The following is a 19,837-nucleotide window of genomic DNA, read 5'->3' as shown; positions in this document are numbered from 1 at the left end:
AAATGATGAAAATATATTTGATTTCATACAAAACAGAGAGCATCATGAACCAAAAATTCCATTTTGAGACACCCTCATTCGTATAAAGCTTGGGAAAACTGCTTTATTATAATTTTTTTATTATATAAGTAATACTCAGAAATTTATATAGGTCTTTTTTTTACCAGTTTTACAATTTTAATAACTAGTTTTGTAAAATATATTGAATTTTCTCAAAAAAGAATGTATTCTATATACGTAAAATTTTTTTGGAGGTAAAAATGTTTAAGAGATATGCTGATAAAATGACATCTGTTCTAATTTGTAATAATGTGATAGATAATAATGAATCTAAAGTCTATTCTTATGGATTTGAAATATTAATAGCTTTTATAATTAATATAACCACCATGATGTTTATAGGTTTTTTATTTGGTAAATTTACATATATATTATTTTTTTTAATGTGTTACTGTCCAATAAGACAATTTTCAGGAGGGTATCATGCAGACAACTATTTTAGATGTCTATTAACCTTTGTTTTCATAATTTTATCTACAATATTAATTATAGAAAATCTAAATATAGACTTATTTAAAAATATCATTGCGATTATTGCTAGTATCAGTTGGGTTGGAATTTGTATTCTATGTCCAATAGAACATAGAAGTAATCCTATAAATGATAGAGAAAAATCAGTTTACAAAAAAATTGCTATGTTTATATCTACAGTAGTGTTATTAATGACAGTTTTAAGCTTTTCTTTGAATATCTTTGTAGATTATTTCACATATAGTGCATTTGCTATGTTTTGGATTTTTATAATGTTAGTATTAGGTAAATTAAAAGCTAAAAATATAAGTAAAATATGTATGAGGGAGAATTAAGTTATGAAGAAGTGTATTGTAAAATTTATGCAGTTTGCTAGTTCATTAGCACTTAGTACTGCTGTCTTGTCAGCTAATAGTACTTGTCCATGGATTATACATCAGCCTAAGGTACCTGAAGCAATTAGTAATTTAAAAAAGATAAATTAAATACAAGCAATTATTTATACAAAATTATTATAAAAAAGAAATTATTATATTTTAATAAAATAAAAATCATATAAAATCAGGTACAAAATTTATTTTATAGGAGCCTAATACTTATTTGATAATATATTAGTGCGCTAATTTAGGGGGATATAGTGTATTCAATGAAATGACTTACGAGCAGTAAGTCATTTTTGTATTGTATGTATTTTAGGTAAACTTATGATATAATGAAGGGTAAAGTTTAATTAAAATAATAAAAAACTTTAGTATAGATAGTAATTTAGGAGGTAGGTTATGAGTATGATACATAAATTTTCTATGAATGGATATAATATCGTTTTAGATGTGAATGGTGGAGCTGTTCATGTGCTAGATGATGTTGCATACGACTTATTAGATTTTTATAAAGAAAAAAGTAAAGAAGAAATATTAGAGGTATTAAAATCAAAATATCAAGAAGAACAAATAAATGAAGCATATAAAGAAATATCAAATTTAGAAAAAGAAGGTCTTTTATATACAGAAGATACATATCAATATCATCCAAGTTTTGTAAATAGAGAGCCTGTGGTAAAAGCTTTATGTTTAAATGTAGCCCATGATTGTAATTTAAAATGTAAGTATTGTTTTGCAGCTCAAGGTGATTTTGGAGGAGAAAAAGAACTTATGAGTTTTGAGGTAGGTAAGGCAGCAATTGACTATTTGATTGCTAATTCAGGCAGTAGAAAGAATTTAGAGATAGATTTCTTTGGTGGAGAGCCTTTGATGAATTTTGAAGTTGTAAAACAATTGGTTGATTATGGAAGAAGTATTGAAAAAGATTATAATAAAAATATAAGATTTACAATAACTACGAATGGTGTACTGTTAAATGATGAAATTATAGATTATATAAATGAAAATATGCATAATGTAGTTTTAAGTTTAGATGGAAGAAAAGAAATTAATGATAATATGAGACCAACTTTAAATGATAAAGGAAGTTATGATATTACATTACCACGATTTAAGAAACTTGTGGAAAAAAGAGCAAAAGATAAATATTACTATATAAGAGGAACTTTTACGAGAGATAATTTAGATTTTTCTAAAGATGTTATGCATTTTGCAGATTTAGGATTTAAATTAACATCTATAGAGCCAGTCGTTGGAGATGAGAGTAATCCATATGCACTTAGAGAAGAAGATTTACCTAAAATATTTGAAGAGTACGAAAGGTTTGCTGTAGAGTATGCAGATAGACAATTACAAGGAGATGGATTTAAATTTTTCCATTTTATGGTAGATTTAAATCAAGGACCATGTGTAATAAAGAGAATAATTGGATGTGGGGCTGGAAATGAGTATCTTTCTGTAACACCAAGTGGAGATATTTATCCATGCCATCAATTTGTTGGAAATGAAGAATTTAAAATGGCAAATATATTTGATGAAGAAATCGTACTTCCAGAAAACTTAAAAAATATGTTTAGAGAAGCTCATGTATACACTAAAGAAGAGTGTAAACAATGTTGGAATAAGTTTTACTGTTCAGGTGGATGTCATGCAAATGCGATAAACTTTAATAATGACATATCAAAACCATATGAATTAGGCTGTGAAATGCAAAGAAAACGTACAGAGTGTTCTATAATGATACAAGCTAAGTTGATGTTAGAAGGAGCAACTAACTAAATTTATACTTTAAAGGAGTTGTTTATATATGATTAGAGATTATTTAGAAGATAAGCCTTTAATTGATGAAAGTGTATTTGTGGCAAAGTCAGCAGATGTAATTGGAAATGTTAAAATAGGTAAAGATTCAAGTGTATGGTATAATGCAGTAGTTAGAGGAGATGAAGGACCAATAACTATTGGAGAAAATACTAATATACAAGATTGTTCTATAGTGCATGGAGATACGGAAACTATAATTGGTAACAATGTGACAGTTGGACATAGGTCAATAGTCCATGGTTGCAAAATTAGCGATAATGTGTTAATTGGCATGGGTTCAATAATATTGGATAATGCTGAAATAGGAGAATATACTTTGATAGGAGCAGGTACATTAATTACATCTAATAAGAAGTTTCCACCAGGTGTTTTAATAATGGGTTCTCCTGGAAAAGTTGTTAGAGAACTTACAGAAGAAGATAAAAGATATATTGATGAATCCTACAAATGGTATCTAGAAGCAGCACAAAATCAAAAATATTAAATTAGAGAGTGGTTGTTTCAAAACATATTTAAATCTGTTTTGAGGCAACCACTAATTTATTTTATTAAATTTGGTCGATATTTTAGTTTTCAAAAAGTGTCTGATTAAAATAAGTATAGAATGTCAAAAATAAAAATTAACTATGCTAAATAATTTTAATAAAATTGCTAGTATGTGTGATAAAATTAAATATTAAAGAGGATATAAGATATTAGAATATCAATTGGTAAAATAATGTCATATACGATAAATTAAGGTGTAAGTTTTTGAGTATACCTATTTTAGGAGTGAAAAAATTTGAGAATAAGTTATAGAAATTTAAAGCGATATAGAGAAATCGGATATGTTTTAATAAAGTATGGTTTTAGTTTTATTGTAGAAAGATTAAATATAGAAGGAATTGCCTATAAAATACCTCTGTTTGACCCACCAGAAGAAATAAAAAACATGACAACTGGTGAGAGAATAAAAAGAGTTTTAGAAGAATTAGGGCCTACATATATAAAAATAGGACAGATATTAAGTACAAGAAAAGACTTACTAGACCAAGATATAATTGATGAAATATCAAAACTTAGAGATGATGTAGAGAAATTTGACTCAAATATAGCTATTGAGATATTTAAAGAAGAAGTGGGGTTAAGTATAGAAGAAGTATTCTTAGAGTTTAAAGAAGAACCAATAGCAGCTGCTTCAATTGGTCAAGTTTATGAGGGTGTACTTAGAACTGGGGAAGAAGTAATTGTAAAAATTCAAAAGCCCAATATAGAGAAAATAATAAAATCTGATTTAGAGATTCTTAGAACGATTGCAAATACTTTAAAAGATTTAAAAAAAGACTTTAACTTAGATTTAGTACAAATGATTGAAGAGTTTCAAACTCAATTAATGAGGGAACTTGATTACACTTTTGAAGCCATAAATGCAACTAAATTCTCTAGGATATTTAAAAATAGTGATGAAGTATATATACCTAAAATATACCCAGAATATAATACTAAGAAAATTTTAGTAATGGAGAAAGTTAATGGCACAAAGTTAAGTGATGTAGAAAAAATAAAGAGGCTAGGTTATAATACAAAAACTATTGTTGAAATAGGAGTTAGGTCTTTTTTTACACAGGTATTATCTCATGGTTTTTTTCATGCAGACCCACATCCAGGTAATATATTCGTAGTTGCTAAAAACAAGATAGCATATATAGATTTCGGAATGATTGGAATTATTGATAATAAAACTTTAAACCAATTAAATGAGATTGCACTAGCAGGTGTAGAAAAGAATGTTGACAAGATAATATATTTATTGATAGAAATGGATGCATTAAATGGAGAGGCATATATTAAAGGGCTTCGACAAGATTTACTTTATCTAATACATTACTACTATGATATTTCTATAGAAAAAATAAATGTAACAGATATATTAAATGAACTATTTAGATTTTTTAGACAGTACAAAATAGTCATGCCTGCACAATTTGTAACTCTTGCCAAGACTGTCATAACATTAGAAGGAACAAGCAGAACTTTAAATACAGATTTTTCTTTTGGCTCTATGGGAAAAGAGTTTATGAAACATCATTATAAGAATAAGTTTAACCCTAAAAATGTTATTTTAAATTCAAGACAAAATGTAGAAGAAATATTACTAGATGTAAAAACTATTCCAAAGCAATTAAAAGCAATTTTAAAAAATATAGAAAGAAATAACATAAAAATGCAAATTGAAGATGTTAAAATGACAAGATTAGAAAATTGTATACTAGAGTTAACGTCTCAAATATCTCTGAGTTTGGTGTTGGCATCGATTATAGTAGGTTCTTCTCTTATAATTGCATCTCCAAATATAGAAAATAATATATGGATAAAGTTTACTGCAATAGCAGGTTTCTTTATCTCTTTTATAATAGGTCTTTGCTTAGTTATAAGAAGTATTAGGTCAAAATACAAAAAAGATTAGGGGGAATTAAATTTGAAAAAATGGATATTAAAATATAAAGGGAAGATAGAAGAAAGTGAATTTAGTAAAAAACTTAATATTTCCCCGGAAATCTGCCAAATTTTAAAAAATAGAGGGATATGTACTGAAAAAGATTCAGAAATATTTATGAATCCATCTTTAGATTACTTAAGAGACCCTTTCTTGATGAAAGATATGCAAAAAGCTGTTGATAGAATAAAGTCAGCTATTGAGAAGAACGAAAAAATTTGGATTTATGGAGATTATGATGTTGATGGTGTGTCATCTACTTCTATCTTATGTTTATATTTTAAGAGTATAGGTTATCATGTTGATTACTATATTCCTAATAGATTAGAAGAAGGGTATGGTATAAATGAAGATGCTATTAAGCTTATAAGCTCTAGGGGATGTGACTTGATTATAAGTGTTGACTGTGGAATTACTTCAGTATCTGAGGTCAATATAGCGAATAATTTGGGTATAGATATTATAATTACAGACCATCATGAATGTCAAAATGAAATTCCATCGGCTTTTGCAGTTATAAATCCAAAACAAGAAGATTGTAATTATCCATTTGATTCGTTATGTGGATGTGGTGTAGCATTTAAAATGATTCAAGCCTTGACTCCAAAAGAAGAATTTAAAACTAGCATGTATGATTATTTAGAAATAGTAACCTTGGCAACTATTTGTGATATTGTTCCACTTATAGATGAAAACAGAATAATTGTAAAAAATGGTTTAAAATCAATGAAAGAAGGCAAAAATATTGGATTAAGAGAACTTATAAAAGTTTGTGGTGTAGAAAGCGATAAAATAGGTTCTTCTCATATAGGTTTTGCAATAGGTCCTAGGATAAATGCTTCAGGCCGATTGGGATATTCTTACTTAGGAGTAGAACTGTTTACTACTCAATCGCAAGAAGAGGCTGTAGAAATAGCTAATATATTAGAAGAAAAAAATAATGAAAGACAGATGATAGAAGCTAAGATGTACCATGAAGCTGAGGAAATGTTAAAGTCTAATAGCAGATATAATGATGATAAAGTGTTGGTTTTAGCTAAAGAAGGTTGGCAACATGGAATAATTGGAATTGTAGCATCAAAGTTAACTGAAAAATACTACAAACCAACAATTCTTTTAGGTATAGAACATGGAGAAGCTACTGGTTCAGCAAGGTCGATAAAAGGATTTAATGTATTTGAAGCTCTTGTAAAGTGTAAAGATTTAATGAACAAGTTTGGTGGTCATGAACAAGCTGCAGGATTATCCTTAAGTTCAGATAAGGTTGAAGTTTTAGCTGATGAAATAAATAAGTTTGCAGATTATAATTTAACTGAAGATGATATGATAGAAAATGTAAATGTTGAATTTGAATTACAAGAAAATGTAATAAATTTAAATCTTGTAGAAGAATTACATAAGTTAGAACCTTTTGGATTAAATAATCCAAATCCTAGGTTTATAGTTAGAAATTATACTTTAAAAGACTTAAAAATTATAGGTAAAAATCAACAACATCTAAAATTAAGTATAGAAAAAGAAAAAAGCTATGAATGTATAGGATTTAATATGAGTCATTTAAAATCACTGTATAGAGTAGGAGATAAAGTAGATGTATTGTTCCAATTAGATGAAAATAACTATATGGGAAATAGGAAAGTACAATTCTTACTTAAAGATATCCGATTAGCTCGACCTAAAAATGCAAGTAATGACAAACTTTCATTGAAATTAATGTCAAAAATAATACCAAAAGATACACAAAGCTTGTATAATATATCTGTATCTGATTTTGAATTATTTGATGGAAATACAAATATAAATATATTTGATTATTTTGAAAGAGATACGTTGATAATATCTAATTCTATAAATGGATTTTATAGAGCAATATCAGATATATCACTTATAGATTTGGATTTTAACATAAATTACAATATTATTGAAGATGTTAGCAAAAATACTGATAAATTAGAGCTTATATTTTCTCCTAATATTGATAAAATAGATTTAAAAAGATATAATAATATTATTCTTTATGATTATTTATACAATAAAGGCGAATATTCGTATATATATGAGAATAAAAGAGAAGAAAGTGAAATTATAAAATATTATAATAAAACAGACCTATTATATTTAAAGAATGTAGTTAGTAATATAGTTCCATCAAGAGATGAATTTATAACAATTTATAAACAAGCACTCATAAAAAAAGAAATTGATTTGGATATGGTAAATATAAAGGGAACTTTTAATGTAATTCCATTAAAGTTTTTTACGATATTAAATGTGTTTAGAGAATTAAATTTACTTGACTTTAACTTAAATTATGAAAAAAATTCTGTACTCATAAGAATATTGCCAAAACCACAGAAAAAATTAGACTTAAATGAGAGTTTAATACTCAATAATCTAAAAAATTTAGAAAAACAATACAATAGCAGTTATTAGGAGGCGTTTCCCATGGATTTAAAAAACTTTATAAGGAACATTGATGATTTCCCAAAGCCAGGTATAGATTTTAAAGATGTTACAACTCTATTTAAAGATGGAGAGGCATTTAAATATGCAGTAGATTCTATAGTTGAAGAATTAAAAAATAAAGGTGTAGATTTAGTAATAGGGCCAGAAGCGAGAGGGTTTTTGATGGGTACACCTGTAGCATATGCTCTAGGAGTAGGATTTGTTCCAATTAGAAAACCTGGAAAATTACCAGGTGAAGTTGAGAGTTATGAGTATGGATTAGAGTATGGTACGGATACTTTAGAAATACATAAAGATGCAATTAAAAAAGGTCAAAAAGTGGCAATAGTAGACGATTTATTGGCTACTGGTGGAACTATGGAAGCTGCTGCTAAGCTTGTGGAAAAACTAGGTGGAGAAGTAGTTTCTATGCAATTTTTGATTGAACTAGAATTCTTAAATGGGAGAAAAAAGTTATCTAACTATGATGTTAATTCTCTTATAAAATACTAGTACTTTTACAATAGTTGGTATAGCACCAACTATTTTCATATATATTAAAATTTTATATAAAATAGGTGGTTATATGCATGATAAAGAATTACAAGAAATAATTGAAAAAATAAAAGTTTATGCACCTAATGCAAATTTTGAAATGGTTGAAAAAGCCTATAATCTTGCAAAAAAAGCGCATGAGGGACAATATAGAAAATCTGGGGAACCATACTTTATTCATCCATTAGCAGTTGCAAATATTTTAATAGAGATGGAATTAGATATTGAAACTATAACAGCAGGTTTATTACATGATGTTGTAGAAGATACGGAATATACCTATGAAGACATAAAAAAAGAATTTGGCAAAGAAGTAGCGGATTTAGTTGATGGAGTAACAAAGCTTGGTCAAATAAAATATCGTTCAAAAGAAGAAACTCAATCTGAAAACTTAAGAAAAATGTTTTTGGCAATGGCAAAAGATATAAGGGTTATACTTATAAAACTTGCTGATAGATTGCACAATATGAGAACATTAAAATACATGCCTCCAGAAAAAGCAAAATATAAAGCAAAAGAGACACTTGAAATTTATGGAGGTATAGCCCATAGATTAGGGATTTCTAAGATAAAGTGGGAATTAGAAGATAGAGCATTAAGGTTTATGGATCCAGAAGGGTATTATGATTTAGTTAATAAAGTTTCAATGAAGAGAAGTCAAAGAGAGGATTATATACAAGGCATTGTTGAACTTCTTAAAGATAAGTTTAAAGATTTAAGTATACCATGTGATGTATATGGTAGACCAAAGCATTTTTACAGCATTTATAGAAAGATGCAAAAAAAACACAAGACTTTTGAAGAGATTTTTGATTTAACAGCAGTAAGGATATTAGTAGATAATGTAAAGGATTGTTATGCAGTACTTGGTATAGTTCATACATTATGGAGGCCTATTCCAGGCAGATTTAAAGATTATATAGCAATGCCAAAACCAAATATGTACCAATCATTGCACACTACCGTTGTAGGGCCTGATGGAGAACCTTTAGAGATACAGATAAGGACTCATGAGATGCATAATATAGCTGAAAATGGTATCGCAGCCCATTGGAAATATAAAGAAGGTATCTCTAGTAAAGAATCAAAGGTTGAAGAAAAACTTCAGTGGTTGAGACAGATGATGGAGTGGGAAAAAGATTTAAAAGACCCACAAGAATTTATGGATGCACTTAAAGAAGATGTATTTAATAGTCAGGTTTACGTATTTACTCCAAAAGGAGACGTAATTGAATTACCAGCAGAATCAACACCTATAGATTTTGCATATAGAGTTCATACAAATGTAGGGAATAAATGCGTAGGAGCTAAAATTGATGGAAGAATAGTTCCTATTGATTATAAGCTTCAAAATGGTAATATTGTTGAAGTGCTTACATCATCTAATTCTAATGGACCAAGTAGAGATTGGCTTAATATAGTGAAGACACCAAACGCAAAGAGTAGAATTAGACAATTTTTTAAAAAAGAAAGAAGAGAAGAAAATGTTGACCGTGGAAATACAATATTAGAAAGAGAATTTAAGAAGCATGATATACCACAAAAAGACCCTCTTATTGAAAAATATATGGCATTAGTTGCAAAGAAATTTAATCAGCCAAGTGTTGAGGATTTAGTTGCTACTGTAGGTTATGGTGGTATAATGTCATCTCAAGTTGTATCTAAAGTAAAAGACCTATACTTAAGAGAAGTTAAAAAAGCTAAAAAAGAACAGCAGATACAAGAAGAAGATTTGAATAAACACAATATAAGTGAAACAGAATACAGTAAAAAGAGAAAGAAAAATGCCTCACAAGGGATTATAGTAAAAGGACTTGACAATATTTTAGTAAGATTTGCTAAGTGTTGTAATCCTCTTCCAGGAGATGAAATTGTAGGATATATTACTAAGGGTAGGGGAGTAGCTATACACAGAGCGGATTGCCCAAATGCAAACAATAATGGAGATTTCTTTCAAAATAGATTGGTGGAAGTTTCATGGAGTTCAGCAGGAAAAGGTAAATTTGAAGCAGAGATTCAAATAAAAGCTGTTGATAGAAGAGGAATTGTTAATGAAATAACCCATATTGTTGCGATGGATAAACTTAGTTTAAATGGAATAAATGCAAGAAAAGGTAAGGATAGTATTGTAAGTATAAATTTACTTGTAGAAGTTAATGACACAGAGGAATTAAAAATTCTAATGAAAAAATTAAAAGCAATTCCTGGTGTAGAAAGTATTTATAGAATGACAAATTAGAGTTAAAATAATAGGGAGGAAGCTATGAGAGCAGTAGTACAGAGAGTATCTTCATCTAAGGTTACAGTAGATGAAAACACTATAGGTCAAATAAATAAGGGGTTACTAGTATTGTTAGGAGTGACTCATGATGATAAATCAAGTGATGTAGATTATATGATTGACAAAATATTGAATTTAAGAATTTTTGAAGATGAAAATGACAAGATGAATTTATCTCTAATGGATATAGGTGGAGAGCTTTTAGTAGTATCTCAATTTACTTTATATGGAGATTGTAGAAAAGGAAGAAGACCTGGATTTAGTAATGCAGCTAGACCAGAACTTGCAAATAATCTTTATGAAGAGTTTGTAAAAAAGGCAAAAGATAAAGGTATAACAGTTGGGACAGGTCAATTTGCAGCTCATATGATGGTAGAATTAACTAATGATGGTCCAGTAACAATACTATTAGACTCAAGTAAATCTTTTTAAGGGGGAAAACTTTAATGGTTATAAAAAAATTTGTAGATAGTTATTTTGGAGTAAATACTTATGTATTAGGTGATGAAAATACTAAAAAATGTGCAGTTATAGACCCAGGTGGAAGTTTAGTAGATATATTAAGTTTTGTAAAAGAAAATGAATTAAATATCGAATATATAATCCTTACTCATGGACATGGAGACCATATAGGATATGTTAAAGATATTAAAGAAAAAACTGGTGCTAAAGTAGTTGCACATATTGATGAAAAAGAATTATTAAATGACAAAAATAAAAATCTAAGCTATACAATGAGATGTGGAGCACAAGAGTTTGATGCAGATATCTATGTGAATGATAAAGACAAGCTTGAGATTGGTGAATTAAAAATGACTTTCTTGCATACTCCAGGACATACACAAGGATGTATGTGTATAAGAGTTGAAGATGAAATGTTCACAGGAGATACTTTGTTTGCTGGAAGTATTGGTAGAACTGATTTGTATAGTGGAGACTTTCATCAAATGGAAAAATCACTTAAGAAATTATGTAAATATGAAGATGCTGTTAGAGTATATCCTGGACATGGACCAACTAGTACTCTAGGAGTTGAAAAGAAGACAAATCCTTACATGTAATTTTATATTAGTATTAAAAAAATATAAGATATTTAATAACTACATTAGTAATGGAGTTCTTCTACTGTTAAATAGAAGGAGTTAAGTTGATGTTGTATGTTTTTTTAAAAGGACATGATTATAAGTATGAAGTAGCAGAGCTTATAAAATTGTTTACTAGTGAATTTAAGTTTAATGATTTTAATGATAGTAGTAATTATGTGGAGTCAAAGCATTTAATAAATAGATTGATTTATGATAATGAGATATTGTATTCAAGTACGGAGTATTATGAAAATGGAAACTTAAAGTATGAATCAATACAAAATATAGAAAATATGAACCTTGAATTTTTAGATGAATTTGATGATAGTAAAACTATTGAAGAATTTCTGAATAGGTTAGATAAAGAAAGTAAGAGAAATTTTAAAAAGCTGTGTAAAGAAAGTATCAAAAAAAGCATATTTATAGTGCTTAAACAAATATTTAATTCTTATGTACCATGGGGAATTTTGACTGGTATTAGACCAGTCAAAATTGTCCACAATCTAATGGATAAAAAGCTAGATGATAATAGTATAAGAGCCATTCTAAAAAATAATTATTTTATAATAGATGAGAAAATAGATTTAGCTCTTGAAATAGCTAAAAGAGAGCGAGTGTTTATGTATCCTATAGATAAAAATAAAATTTCTCTTTATGTAAGTATTCCATTTTGTCCAACTAGATGTGTATATTGTTCATTTCCTTCAAATTCCTTAAAGCAATTTGGGCATTTGAAAAGAGAGTATGTTTATAAATTGATTGAAGAAATTAAGGGGTTTGCCAAGATTATTAAGGAGACTAATAAAGAAATTGAAACTCTATATATCGGTGGAGGAACTCCTACTACACTTGATGAGGAAGAATTGGATTTACTTATAAATGCTCTATTTAGAGAATTGGATTTAAGCAAAATTAAAGAGTTTACAGTAGAAGCAGGTAGACCAGATACTATTACCAAAGAAAAATTAAGTGTATTAAAAAAACACAATGTAAGTAGAATTAGTATAAATCCTCAAACTATGAATGATGAGACTTTAGTTAAAATTGGAAGAGAACATAAAGTTTCTGATTTAGTAGATTGTTTTATTATGGCTCGAAATATGGGATTTGACAATATAAATATGGATATAATTTTAGGACTTATAGATGAAGACTTAGACATGGTAAGAAATACATTAGAGGAAATAAAAAAGCTTTCTCCTGAAAGTCTTACAGTTCATACATTAGCTATAAAAAGAGCTTCTAACCTAAATATAAATATGGATAAGTACAAAGAACATTTAACTCAGTATGAAGAAATGATAAAAATGATAGATTTATCAATGAAATATGCTAAGGATATGGGACTTAATCCATATTATATGTACAGACAAAAACATATGCTAGGTAACTTAGAAAATATAGGTTATGCTAAAGAAGGATATGAGTGTATTTACAATATACAAATTATGGAGGAAAAACAAAGTAACTATGCTTTGGGTGCAGGTGCTATATCAAAATTTGTTTATGTAGATGAAGATAGAATTGAAAGAGTAGAAAATGTAAAAAATGTTGAACAATACATTGAAAGAGTAGATGAAATGATAAAAAGGAAGAAAGAAGAGGTATATAAAAATGTTGACTAAAGCTCCTAGAGGAACTAAAGACATAACTCCAAAAGAGGCTTATAAATGGCGTTATGTAGAAAATAAATTTAGAGAAATATGTGCTTTATATGGATATGAAGAAATGGTAACACCTATATTTGAACATACTGAACTTTTTAAGAGAAGTGTTGGAGATACCACAGACATAGTTCAAAAAGAGATGTATTCTTTTAAAGATAAAGGTGATAGAGAAATTACTCTAAAGCCAGAAGGTACAGCTGGTGCAGTTAGAGCATTTATTGAGAATAAACTATACGCAGATACTCAACCAACTAAACTATTTTATGTTACACCTTGTTTTAGATATGAGAGACCACAAGCTGGTAGACAAAGACAATTTCATCAATTTGGTATAGAGTCACTTGGAAGTGATACGCCTTCAATGGATGCTGAAATAATTGCACTGGCTGTTCAATTTTTTAATGAAGTTGGATTAAATGATTTGGTAGTAAGTATAAATTCAGTTGGTTGTCCAGTTTGTAGAAAAGAGTACAATGCTTTATTAAAAGAATATCTTGACTCAAAAGCAGATATATTGTGTGAGACTTGTAATGAGAGAAGAGAAAAAAATCCAATGAGGGTTATAGACTGTAAAAACCCTACATGTAAAGAAAATATCAAAGATATACCATTTATTGCAGACCATTTGTGTGATGATTGTAAAGTTCACTTTGATAAACTTCAAGAATACTTAAAGGAAATGGATATAAATTTTGTAATTGATAAAACAATAGTTAGAGGTTTGGATTACTATAGAAAAACTGCTTTTGAAATTATATCTAATGATATAGGTGCACAAAGTACTGTATGTGGTGGTGGCAGATATGATGGTCTTGTTGAGCAACTAGGAGGTCCAAAAGGGATAAGCGGAATTGGATTTGCATTAGGTGTCGAAAGACTTTTACTTACGCTTGAAAGCAGTGGAATTGAAATAGAAAATCCACAGTCTACAGATATATTTATAGTAACAATAGGTGAAGAAGCAAATACAAAAAGCTTTAAACTATTAAAAGAACTGAGAAAAAATCATATAAGTGCAGATAAAGACCATATAGAGAGAAGTGTCAAAGCACAATTTAAATATTCAGATAAAATAAATTCAAAATTTACAATAGTAATTGGCGATGATGAACTTAAAAACGACACTGCAACATTAAAAAACATGAAAACATCAGAGCAAACTATTGTAAAATTAAGTACATTAGTTGAAGAATTAAAGCAAAAGCTGTAAAATAGGAAAGTATGATGTTTTGTGTATTAGATAAATATATAGCATTAAAATTAAATAAAATGGAGGTAGTATCTTGGAAACTTTAAATGGTTTAAAGAGAACTCACTACTGTGGAGAGTTGAGAGAAAAAAACATAAATGAAGAAGTTGTACTTATGGGATGGGTACAGAAAAAAAGAAATTTAGGTGGTCTTGTATTTGTTGACTTAAGAGATACAAGTGGATTATGTCAAATAGTTTTTGATACAGATGTAGATAAAGAAGCTTTTGAAAAAGCTGAAAAATTAGGGGCTGAATTTGTAATAGCTGTAAAAGGAAAAGTATGCGAAAGACAATCTAAAAACCCTAATATGCCAACTGGAGATATAGAAATATTTGCAACTGAACTTAGACTTTTAAACAAGTCAGAAACTCCACCTATTTATATAAAAGATGATGATGATGTTTCTGAAGCACTAAGATTAAAATATAGATACTTAGATTTAAGAAAACCATCTATGCAGAGAAATTTAAAATTAAGACATAAAGTAATGAATATTACAAGAAATTACTTATCAAATAATAGATTTTGCGAAATAGAAACGCCATTTTTAATAGCTCCAACACCAGAAGGAGCAAGAGATTATCTTGTACCAAGTAGAGTTAATCCAGGAAAATTTTATGCATTACCACAATCACCACAATTATATAAACAGTTGTTAATGGTGAGTGGTATGGATAGATATTTCCAAATAGTTAAATGTTTTAGAGATGAAGACTTAAGAGCAGATAGACAACCAGAGTTTACACAAATAGACTGTGAAATGTCTTTTGTTGAGCAAGAAGATGTTATGAGTATGATTGAAGGTTTGCTTGAAGTGATATTTAAAGAAGTTTTAGATGTAGAATTGACACTTCCACTTCCTAAGATGACTTATGCAGAAGCTATGGCTAGATATGGTTCAGATAAGCCAGATACTAGATTTGGATATGAATTAACAGACATATCTGATGTTGTTTGTAATTGTGGGTTTAAAGTGTTTGCTGATGCTACACAACCAGGAAAAAGTGTTAGAGGTATAAACGTAAAAGGCAAAGCTGACGACTTTACTAGAAAACAAATATCATCACTAGAAGAACATGCTAAGACATATAGAGCAAAAGGTCTTGCTTGGATGAAAGTAGGACAAGAAGGAGTAACTTCTCCAATAGCAAAATTCTTTAATGAAGAGGAAATGAATGCTATACTTACAAGAATGAATGCTGAAGTAGGTGATTTACTTTTATTTGTAGCTGATAAAAATTCAATAGTATTTGATGCTTTAGGACAAGTTAGACTTGAAGTGGCAAACAGACTTAATCTGTTAGATAAAAATGTCTATAATCTATTATGGGTAACTGAATTCCCAGTTTTTGAGAAAGATGAAGAAACAGGTAAGTTCTCAGCAATGCACCATCCATTTACATCACCTATGGATGAAGATTTGGATAAGTTAGAAGAAGGTGACAAGGCATCTTTAAGAGCTAAAGCTTATGATATTGTATTGAATGGTTATGAAATAGGAGGGGGAAGTGTTAGAATATCAAATTCTGATGTCCAGTCAAAGATGTTTAAAGCACTTGGTTTTACAGAGGAAAGAGCTAATGAAAAATTTGGTTACTTATTAGAGGCATTTAAATATGGGACTCCTCCTCATGCTGGTCTAGCTTTTGGACTTGATAGACTTGTTATGTTACTTGCAGGAGCTGATAATATAAGAGAAGTCATTGCATTCCCTAAAAATCAAAATGCTGTTTGTCCTATGACAAATGCTCCTACATTAGCAGAAGATGAGCAATTAGAAGAATTAAGTATAAAAGTTGATATAAAAGATAATGAATAATATGTAGTTGTAAGAAACTAAAATGTAAAAAGTCTGGATATAAAGTGTATTTATATTTAGACTTTTTTTCTATTAGAACTATTTTTATATTTTCACTCTATATATTTTCATAAATTATCCTTGTATTCTCATCCAATGTAATTAAAACACTATATTTAAAAATTTTATCATAAACTTAATTGTTTTAGAAAATACTTTTGTAATGAGTACACGACTTTAATTAAAAAATATATAACAAATTTGAAATAAATCTAATATATGTGTTAATAGATTAAATTAAAGTAACAATTTTAGAATATTTATCTATCTATAACTTAAATTATATTAAATTGATAACAAACTAGATATTATACTTTTTTGTAGAATAGAATTACAATTATATAAAGAAAAATTCTACTAATAGTGAAAAAAAAGTAGAAAAAAGTAGAAAATATTCTTTTATAAAGAAAGGGAGGGATAATATTGCAAGAGAGAGAAGAATTAGTTTTAAATCCAGTTCCAAAAGAGGAAAGAGTTGGATGGTTAGCTCCATTATTTAATATGCTTGGTTCTAACATAGCTATATCTGAACTAATGGTTGGGGGAACTTTAATTTTAGGAATGACTCTTTCTAATATGATTATTACATCAATTATAGGGAACTTAATATTAGTTGCAATTATTATGATACAAGGTTATATAGGTTACAAAGAGGGACTAAATACATATGTATTAGCTAAGGGGGCATTTGGAGAGATAGGAGGAAAGTATCTTATATCTCTATTACTTGGTATAACTAGTTTTGGATGGTTTGGTGTACAAGCAGGAGTTGCAGGATTGTCAGTACAAAAGATATTCCCAAGTGTAAATCTAACACTAGTTACGGTCATACTTGGATTATTAATGGTAGTTTTTGCTTTGTATGGCTTTAAAGCTATGGCTAAGTTTAATTACTTAGTTATACCACCACTTATAATATTAATGGTATGGGGGGTTTTTAAAGCTTTTTCTACTTATGGAGTCGAAGCTATTTACAACTATACTCCTCAAACAACAATGAGTATGGTTGAAGGTCTTAATATTGTAGTAGGTCTTATTATAGTTGGTGCAATTATATCACCTGACCAGTTAAGATACACTAGACGAGTAAAAGATATTTGGATTATTGGTTTTCTAGGTCTAGGTATTATTTCATTATTCCAGCAAGTTGCAGCTGGTGTAATGTCTATGGGAGCACCTACTTGGGATATAACAGAAGTATTGGCTAACTTAGGTTTTGGATGGGTAGCATTTGTTATTTTAATACTTGCATCTTGGTCAACCAACGTATCAAATGCTTATTCTGGTGGATTAGCATTAAAAACTATTTTTCCGAATGTAAAAAGAAATATTTTGACTTTAGCTGCAGGTCTAATAGGTACAATAATAGCAGCTACTGGTATAATATTTAAGTTTCAATCATTTTTATCTTTCTTGGGAATTGCAGTTCCAGCCATAGCAGGAATTATGTGGTGTGAGTATTATTTTATACAGGGAAGAACTTATAAGCATAGAGAAGGAATAAATTGGATTGCAGTAATAAGCTGGTTAATAGGTTTTGCAGCATCATATTATAGTTCAAAAATAAATTTCTTAATACCTCCAATAAATGGAATTGTAGTGAGTATGGTTATTTATTATATATTAATGAAATTTTTTAGAATCAAAGATAAATAAAGGGGGCAATTATATGGGTCGTAAGGTGAAAATAGGTATAATTCAACAACACAGTGTACTTGGAGAGGTTAAAAAAAATATAGAAAAAGCAGTAGAGATGATAGATGATTTAGGAAAACAAGGGGCAGATATAATTTGTTTACCAGAATTATTTGCTACAGGATATAATTTAGAGTCTTTAGGTGGAGTTAAAACATTAGAATTAATAAGAGAACATAATAAGTACATAGAAGAATCAATGTCAGAAGCTGCTAAAAGGAATAATGTATATCTTGTATCTCCATATGGAACTTTAGAAAAAGGGTCTACACATGTTTATAATTCAGCAGTTATATTTGATAGAAAAGGTAAGATTATGGGAGAATACTGTAAAAATCACCTATGGTCATTAGAAGCAGTATACTTTAAAGTAGGGGAAAAAGTAGAGGTATATGATGCTGATTTTGGTAGATTTGGTGTAATGATATGTTATGATGCAGGTTTTCCAGAAGTATCTAGAGAATTGACATTAAAAGGTTCTGAAATAATATTTATACCATCTGCATGGAGAATACAGGATGAAGATATGTGGGATTTAAATGTATCTCAAAGAGCTTTAGAGAATACTGTATATACAGTAGGTGTAAACTTAGTAAGTAATGATTCTAATTTAATACTGTTTGGGAAGAGTAAAATATGCAATCCTAGAGGAACTATAATAACTCAATTAGATACATATCGAGAAAAATATGTATTATCAGAGATTGATTTAGATGAAATAAAAAGGTATAGGGAAGATATTCCATATTTGAAAGATAGAAAAAGTAGCTATAACATATAATTCTATATTATAATACAAGTTCAATATAAAATAACAGAAAGAGGATGTATCAGTATTAAGGCTAAATTTATTATACTTTGATATATCCTCTTTAATACTATCAACTTCGATTTAAATATTTTTAAAATAGTTGATAAGAAAGTTTTTAAACAACATCACAGCTTTAGATTCATAGTTTTCACTAAACCATGAAAGATTTAAATATCTTTTAAATTCAATGTCTTTGATATGTAACAACTTAATCTCAGGGTCTTGAGATAATCCCCATGACTTTCCACATATAAATCCAACTCCTTGAAGTGATTTTATAAGAGCATAAATTGTATATGGTGAATCAGATTCAAACGCTATTTTGGGTTTGAAATTGGCCGATTCACATAGGATATCGATTACCTCTCTATAATTCTCACCCTTCGTTATAACTATAAAGTTTTCATCTGAAACTTCACTTAGATATACTTCATCCTTTAATGATAAAGGATGGTTTATTGAAACTCCTAATAATATTTCCTCACATGTTAAAGTTATACTATTTTCTGAATTTAGTTTTGTAAATGAAGATGATATGTACAAATCAAAATCACTTTTTTTATAAGATGACGGCAAAGTATGTGATACATTAAAAGTAATATTAGGATATAGTTTTCTGAAATTACTCAAAAGTGGTGGTAACACATTAGCCGCTGCAGGAGATAATATCTTTACTTCTCCTGTATTTTCTAAAGAAGTGTCTTGTAACTCCTTTTTTGAACTTTCTACTAAATCTAAAATGCTATCTACTCTTTTTAGAAACAATCTTCCATACTCATTTAAGACAATGTATCTTCCTTTTCTATCAAATAACTGAACTCCAAGTTCTTTTTCTAAGGAAGAGATAGTTTTGCTTAAAGCTGGTTGTGCTATATTTAATTTGTGTGATGCTTTTGTTATGTGCTCCATTCTAGCAACAGTTTGAAAATACTTAAGATGCAATAAATCCATAATATAAAATACACCTCTTTTAATATAAC

At 28.6% G+C, this 19,837-nt stretch carries 16 protein-coding genes; 15 read left to right on the top strand and 1 reads right to left on the bottom strand.

What is annotated here, in order from left to right:
• Window positions 1-260: 260 nt before the first annotated feature.
• The 15 genes from KGF39_RS11715 to KGF39_RS11645 all read left to right on the top strand — a co-directional run bounded on the left by KGF39_RS11715 (window position 261) and on the right by KGF39_RS11645 (window position 18,827).
• Window positions 261-866 carry an accessory gene regulator ArgB-like protein gene (locus KGF39_RS11715; RefSeq protein ID WP_054274739.1) on the top strand — a complete coding sequence of 202 codons (606 nt, stop codon included), beginning with the start codon at window positions 261-263 and terminating at the stop codon, window positions 864-866.
• Window positions 867-869: 3 nt separating this feature from the next.
• Window positions 870-1,016, top strand: coding sequence for a cyclic lactone autoinducer peptide (locus KGF39_RS11710; RefSeq protein WP_227822442.1), 147 nt, complete (start codon window positions 870-872; stop codon window positions 1,014-1,016).
• 294 nt (window positions 1,017-1,310) lie between these two features.
• The gene (gene scfB / locus KGF39_RS11705) at window positions 1,311-2,690 is read left to right on the top strand and encodes a thioether cross-link-forming SCIFF peptide maturase (RefSeq protein ID WP_227822441.1); all 1,380 of its coding nucleotides are present in this window, start codon (window positions 1,311-1,313) and stop codon (window positions 2,688-2,690) included.
• Window positions 2,691-2,718: 28 nt separating this feature from the next.
• Window positions 2,719-3,216, top strand: coding sequence for a gamma carbonic anhydrase family protein (locus KGF39_RS11700; protein WP_054274736.1), 498 nt, complete (start codon window positions 2,719-2,721; stop codon window positions 3,214-3,216).
• 297 nt (window positions 3,217-3,513) lie between these two features.
• Window positions 3,514-5,178, top strand: a complete 1,665-nt coding sequence (locus tag KGF39_RS11695) for an ABC1 kinase family protein (RefSeq protein WP_227822440.1) — start codon at window positions 3,514-3,516, stop codon at window positions 5,176-5,178.
• A 12-nt stretch (window positions 5,179-5,190) separates the two neighbouring features.
• Window positions 5,191-7,641, top strand: a complete 2,451-nt coding sequence (gene recJ / locus KGF39_RS11690; protein WP_227822439.1) for a single-stranded-DNA-specific exonuclease RecJ — start codon at window positions 5,191-5,193, stop codon at window positions 7,639-7,641.
• A gap of 12 nt (window positions 7,642-7,653) precedes the next feature.
• Window positions 7,654-8,166, top strand: coding sequence for an adenine phosphoribosyltransferase (locus KGF39_RS11685; RefSeq protein WP_054274733.1), 513 nt, complete (start codon window positions 7,654-7,656; stop codon window positions 8,164-8,166).
• A 73-nt stretch (window positions 8,167-8,239) separates the two neighbouring features.
• Window positions 8,240-10,447, top strand: coding sequence for a RelA/SpoT family protein (locus KGF39_RS11680; protein ID WP_227822438.1), 2,208 nt, complete (start codon window positions 8,240-8,242; stop codon window positions 10,445-10,447).
• A gap of 24 nt (window positions 10,448-10,471) precedes the next feature.
• Window positions 10,472-10,921, top strand: coding sequence for a D-aminoacyl-tRNA deacylase (gene dtd, locus KGF39_RS11675; protein WP_054274731.1), 450 nt, complete (start codon window positions 10,472-10,474; stop codon window positions 10,919-10,921).
• A 14-nt stretch (window positions 10,922-10,935) separates the two neighbouring features.
• Window positions 10,936-11,550 (top strand): MBL fold metallo-hydrolase, encoded by a 615-nt coding sequence (locus KGF39_RS11670; RefSeq protein ID WP_227822437.1) that lies wholly within the window; start codon window positions 10,936-10,938, stop codon window positions 11,548-11,550.
• An 89-nt stretch (window positions 11,551-11,639) separates the two neighbouring features.
• Entirely contained in the window at window positions 11,640-13,199 is a 1,560-nt protein-coding gene (locus tag KGF39_RS11665) for a coproporphyrinogen III oxidase (protein ID WP_227822436.1), read from the top strand.
• Window positions 13,189-14,451: a histidine--tRNA ligase gene (gene hisS, locus KGF39_RS11660; RefSeq protein ID WP_227822435.1), complete on the top strand. Its 1,263-nt coding sequence runs from the start codon at window positions 13,189-13,191 to the stop codon at window positions 14,449-14,451. Before KGF39_RS11665 ends, hisS begins: the two co-directional genes overlap by 11 nt.
• A gap of 73 nt (window positions 14,452-14,524) precedes the next feature.
• Window positions 14,525-16,312 carry an aspartate--tRNA ligase gene (gene aspS, locus KGF39_RS11655; RefSeq protein WP_227822434.1) on the top strand — a complete coding sequence of 596 codons (1,788 nt, stop codon included), beginning with the start codon at window positions 14,525-14,527 and terminating at the stop codon, window positions 16,310-16,312.
• A gap of 462 nt (window positions 16,313-16,774) precedes the next feature.
• Window positions 16,775-18,007, top strand: a complete 1,233-nt coding sequence (locus tag KGF39_RS11650) for a cytosine permease (RefSeq protein WP_227822433.1) — start codon at window positions 16,775-16,777, stop codon at window positions 18,005-18,007.
• 13 nt (window positions 18,008-18,020) lie between these two features.
• On the top strand, window positions 18,021-18,827 hold the full coding sequence (locus KGF39_RS11645; protein WP_227822432.1) for a nitrilase-related carbon-nitrogen hydrolase: 807 nt from the start codon (window positions 18,021-18,023) through the stop codon (window positions 18,825-18,827).
• 111 nt (window positions 18,828-18,938) lie between these two features.
• On the opposite strand, the gene KGF39_RS11640 is transcribed toward KGF39_RS11645, so the two are convergent.
• Complete coding sequence (locus KGF39_RS11640; protein ID WP_227822431.1) at window positions 18,939-19,808, bottom strand: LysR family transcriptional regulator; 870 nt, start codon at window positions 19,806-19,808, stop codon at window positions 18,939-18,941.
• Between the last annotated feature and the right edge of the window lie 29 nt (window positions 19,809-19,837).

The sequence above is a fragment of the Clostridioides sp. ZZV14-6345 genome (assembly GCF_020657775.1).
Lineage (GTDB): Bacteria > Bacillota > Clostridia > Peptostreptococcales > Peptostreptococcaceae > Clostridioides > Clostridioides difficile_D.
The sequence above is the reverse complement of the archived record's forward strand: the minus strand, read 5'-3'. Positions and strand labels throughout refer to the sequence as shown.

What these genes read in the sequence shown, in the direction of transcription:
- KGF39_RS11715 (WP_054274739.1), top strand. Translation starts at nt 261, where the DNA reads ATGTTTAAGAGATATGCTGATAAAATGACATCTGTTCTAATTTGTAAT.
- KGF39_RS11710 (WP_227822442.1), top strand. Translation starts at nt 870, where the DNA reads ATGAAGAAGTGTATTGTAAAATTTATGCAGTTTGCTAGTTCATTAGCA.
- scfB (WP_227822441.1), top strand. Translation starts at nt 1,311, where the DNA reads ATGAGTATGATACATAAATTTTCTATGAATGGATATAATATCGTTTTA.
- KGF39_RS11700 (WP_054274736.1), top strand. Translation starts at nt 2,719, where the DNA reads ATGATTAGAGATTATTTAGAAGATAAGCCTTTAATTGATGAAAGTGTA.
- KGF39_RS11685 (WP_054274733.1), top strand. Translation starts at nt 7,654, where the DNA reads ATGGATTTAAAAAACTTTATAAGGAACATTGATGATTTCCCAAAGCCA.
- KGF39_RS11680 (WP_227822438.1), top strand. Translation starts at nt 8,240, where the DNA reads ATGCATGATAAAGAATTACAAGAAATAATTGAAAAAATAAAAGTTTAT.
- dtd (WP_054274731.1), top strand. Translation starts at nt 10,472, where the DNA reads ATGAGAGCAGTAGTACAGAGAGTATCTTCATCTAAGGTTACAGTAGAT.
- KGF39_RS11670 (WP_227822437.1), top strand. Translation starts at nt 10,936, where the DNA reads ATGGTTATAAAAAAATTTGTAGATAGTTATTTTGGAGTAAATACTTAT.
- KGF39_RS11665 (WP_227822436.1), top strand. Translation starts at nt 11,640, where the DNA reads ATGTTGTATGTTTTTTTAAAAGGACATGATTATAAGTATGAAGTAGCA.
- hisS (WP_227822435.1), top strand. Translation starts at nt 13,189, where the DNA reads ATGTTGACTAAAGCTCCTAGAGGAACTAAAGACATAACTCCAAAAGAG.
- KGF39_RS11645 (WP_227822432.1), top strand. Translation starts at nt 18,021, where the DNA reads ATGGGTCGTAAGGTGAAAATAGGTATAATTCAACAACACAGTGTACTT.
- KGF39_RS11640 (WP_227822431.1), bottom strand. Translation starts at nt 19,808, where the DNA reads ATGGATTTATTGCATCTTAAGTATTTTCAAACTGTTGCTAGAATGGAG.